Raw genomic sequence first — 3,186 nt, 5'->3', positions numbered from 1 at the left:
CGCGGCGGGCGTCCCCCGTGCGGGCACACGCGGCGGGCGTCCCCCGTGCGGGCACACGCGGCGGGCGTCCCCCGCGCGGGCACACGCGGCGGGCGTCCCCCGCGCGGGTTCACGGGGTGGGCGTCCCCCGTGCCGGTACACGCGGCAGGCGTCCCCCCTGCGCGCACCCTCGGCAGGGGCGTCCTCCTCGCGGGGCACGCGCGTTGGGGGGACTCTGCGCGGGCACACCCGCCGGGCGTACTCCGCGCGGGCACGCGCCACGAGTTGTTCCGCGCGAGCCACGCGCCACGAGTTGTTCCGCGTGAGCACGTGCCACGAGTTGTGCCGCGTGAGCCACGCGCCACGGATCGTGGCGCACGGGCACATGCCGCGGGCCGTGCCGCACATGCACACGCCGCGGGCCGTGCCGCACGGGCGTACTTCCTGCGCGCCCGCGCGCCTCGGAACGTTCCGCGCGGGCTCACGCCTGGGTCACCCCGCGCGGGCACGCTCCCCGCGGGCACGGGCACGGGCACGGGCACGGGCACGGGAACCCGGACCGGCACCCGCACCGGCACCGGAACCCGCCCCGGAACCCACACCCCCACCGAACCCACCCCGCACGGCCCGCGGCAGCGAACTGTCACCGCCCGGTCAGCCGGCAACGGCCGACCGGGCGGGAGCGGGTTGGGGTCTGCCCAGATCGACCGCGTGCTCGGCCTCCGCGAACACGGCGGCCGCGGCCGGCACCTCCTCGACCAGGCGGCGCGGCGGGCGCGCGGTGACCGGAGCCAGGCCGCCGGACGTCGGCAGCGTGAACCAGACGACCTTGCCGGACTCGCCGTCCGGCCGGGCGCCCCAGCTCTCGCTCATCGCCGCCACCATGGCGAGCCCTCGCCCACAGGTGGCGAGGGGCTCGGCGTCGTCCACGACGGGCAGGCGCGGATCGTGGTCGCGCACCGAGACGGTGAGCCGCTCCAGCAGCAGCTCTATCTCCACGGTGCACGTCTTGTCCGGCCGGGCGTGCAGGTGGACGTTGGTCAGCAACTCCGTCACGCCGAGCGAGGCCCGGTCGATCAGGGAGTGCATATGCCAGTAGCGCAATTGCGCAGATACGATTCTGCGGACCTGGCCGATCCGCGACGGCAGGGCTTGCAGCTCCACCGTGCAGTGTCTGCTTGGGTGACTGATCACGGCTGCGACTCCCCGACAAAGAGGTCCGGAAGAACACGGAGTTCGGATCCAGCAGGGCGCACGCGGCGCGCCGCCGCCTGCTGTCATGGCCGGCGGGCTGGTTCGCAGCGTTATCGCCGGTAAACCCAGAGTGACGTGAGACCAGCGTGACGCAAGGGGTGAGGCACCGCAACTTACGGACATCTCAACGGTGATGTCCGGCCGCCCTGTGCACGGCCTCGATGAAACGGCGGGCCGCGGGCGGACCCGGTTCACCCGGCGCGGGGTCCCGCTCGCCGAGCGTCAGCAGGTACCGATTGCCGTTGAGGTCGGCGAGGGCCCGGTCGTGCGGGCCGAACCAGGGGCGTGAGGCCCGTACCGCCTGCACCGGCGCGCTGTCGATCTCACTGCCGTAGCTGGTGAGCAACTCGACCCTGCCACCGCTGATCCGGACCGTCCCGGCCCGGGTGAGTGAGCGCAGCCGTTTGCCGATCCGCACCCCCGTGGCCCTGAACTCCGGGTCCGCCATGCCGTCGCCCCCTCGCGCGCGCGTCTGTCGTCCCACCCGCTGGCAGTCTGCCCGCACCGCGCGTCGAGCACCAGTACGCACCCTCCCTTTCCGGGGTCGTCCGGAGCACTCGCGCGAATGCGCCCCCACCGTGCGTGCCGACGCGCCCCAGGGGTGCCTTTGAGGCGCCCAAAGGTGTGTTTATGCAGGTGAGAAGCGTGTGGAAGGTGTCTATGATCGAGGCGTCGGCCGCCCGGCACGCCGTCGGCGCGCAGCGTAAGGAGCCCCCTCGTGAGCACCACCCCGCAGACCCGCACCGGCGTCACCCTGGACGTCGACCACAGCGACGCCGACTACCGGGCATGGCTGAAAGAGGCCGTGCGCAAGGTCCAGGCCGACGCGAACCGCTCGGCCGACACCCACCTGCTGCTCTTCCCGCTCCCCGAGCGGTGGGGCATCGATCTCTACCTCAAGGACGAGTCGACCCACCCGACCGGCAGCCTCAAGCACCGCCTCGCCCGCTCACTCTTCCTCTACGGCCTGTGCAACGGCTGGATCCGCCCGGACCGCCCGGTGATCGAGGCGTCCAGCGGCTCCACGGCCGTCTCCGAGGCGTACTTCGCGAAGCTGGTCGGCGTGCCCTTCGTCGCCGTGATGCCGCGCACCACGAGCACGGAGAAGATCCGCCTGATCGAGTTCCACGGCGGACGGTGCCACTTCGTGGACGACTCCCGCCGGATGTACGAGGAGTCCGCCCGCCTCGCGGCGGAGACCGGCGGCCACTACATGGACCAGTTCACCTACGCCGAACGTGCCACCGACTGGCGGGGCAACAACAACATCGCCGAGTCGATCTTCCGGCAGCTGCGGCTGGAACGGTTCCCCGAACCGGCGTGGATCGTCGCCACGGCCGGCACCGGCGGCACCTCGGCGACGCTCGCGCGCTATGTGCACTACATGCAGTACGACACCCGGGTCTGTGTCGCCGACCCGGAGAACTCCTGTTTCTTCGAGGGCTGGACCACCGGCGATCCGGACGTCGCCTGCGACCGCGGCTCACGGATCGAGGGCATCGGCAGGCCCCGGATGGAACCGAGCTTCGTGCCCGGCGCCATCGACCGCATGATGAAGGTCCCGGACGCGGCGAGCGTCGCGGCCGTCCGTGCCCTGGAACAGGCCATCGGCCGCAAGGCGGGCGGTTCCACGGGCACCGGGCTGTGGAGCGCGCTGAAGATCGTCGCCGAGATGGTGGCCTCGGGACGCCAGGGGAGCGTCGTGACGCTGCTGTGCGACCCGGGGGACCGGTACCTCGACAAGTACTACTCGGACACGTGGCTCGCCGAACAGGGCCTCGACATCGGCCCGTACACGACGGCGATCGAGACGCTGCTGCGCACGGGCACCTGGCCCGACTGACCCCCCGCCGGACAGGCCCTAGTGATCTGGTTGTGAGTCGGTCGGGCACCACATGAGTTGCCTTCGGTACCAAGTTGGCGGGTTTGGCTGACGGGTGCCGGTCGGCTTCG

3 protein-coding genes are annotated in these 3,186 nt (G+C 72.1%); 1 reads left to right on the top strand and 2 read right to left on the bottom strand.

Annotated elements, in window-relative coordinates; translation table 11 throughout:
* Positions 1 to 633 precede the first annotated feature (633 nt).
* Both ACFC1X_RS40640 and ACFC1X_RS40635 read right to left on the bottom strand, forming a co-directional pair.
* Positions 634 to 1,173, bottom strand: coding sequence for an ATP-binding protein (locus tag ACFC1X_RS40640; RefSeq protein ID WP_376364777.1), 540 nt, complete (start codon positions 1,171 to 1,173; stop codon positions 634 to 636).
* A gap of 184 nt (positions 1,174 to 1,357) precedes the next feature.
* Positions 1,358 to 1,681, bottom strand: a complete 324-nt coding sequence (locus ACFC1X_RS40635; RefSeq protein WP_376364775.1) for a hypothetical protein — start codon at positions 1,679 to 1,681, stop codon at positions 1,358 to 1,360.
* 270 nt (positions 1,682 to 1,951) lie between these two features.
* Here ACFC1X_RS40635 and ACFC1X_RS40630 point away from each other — a divergent pair, with 270 nt between their 5' ends.
* Positions 1,952 to 3,076, top strand: coding sequence for a PLP-dependent cysteine synthase family protein (locus ACFC1X_RS40630; protein WP_376364772.1), 1,125 nt, complete (start codon positions 1,952 to 1,954; stop codon positions 3,074 to 3,076).
* Positions 3,077 to 3,186 lie beyond the last annotated feature (110 nt).

Source organism: Streptomyces sp. NPDC056128 (assembly GCF_042263835.1).
GTDB lineage: Bacteria > Actinomycetota > Actinomycetes > Streptomycetales > Streptomycetaceae > Streptomyces.
This window is presented reverse-complemented; position numbering and strand designations above follow the sequence as displayed.

Bases quoted from the DNA above. Each gene is read 5' to 3' on its own strand.
- ACFC1X_RS40635 (WP_376364775.1), bottom strand. From the start codon at position 1,681: ATGGCGGACCCGGAGTTCAGGGCCACGGGGGTGCGGATCGGCAAACGG.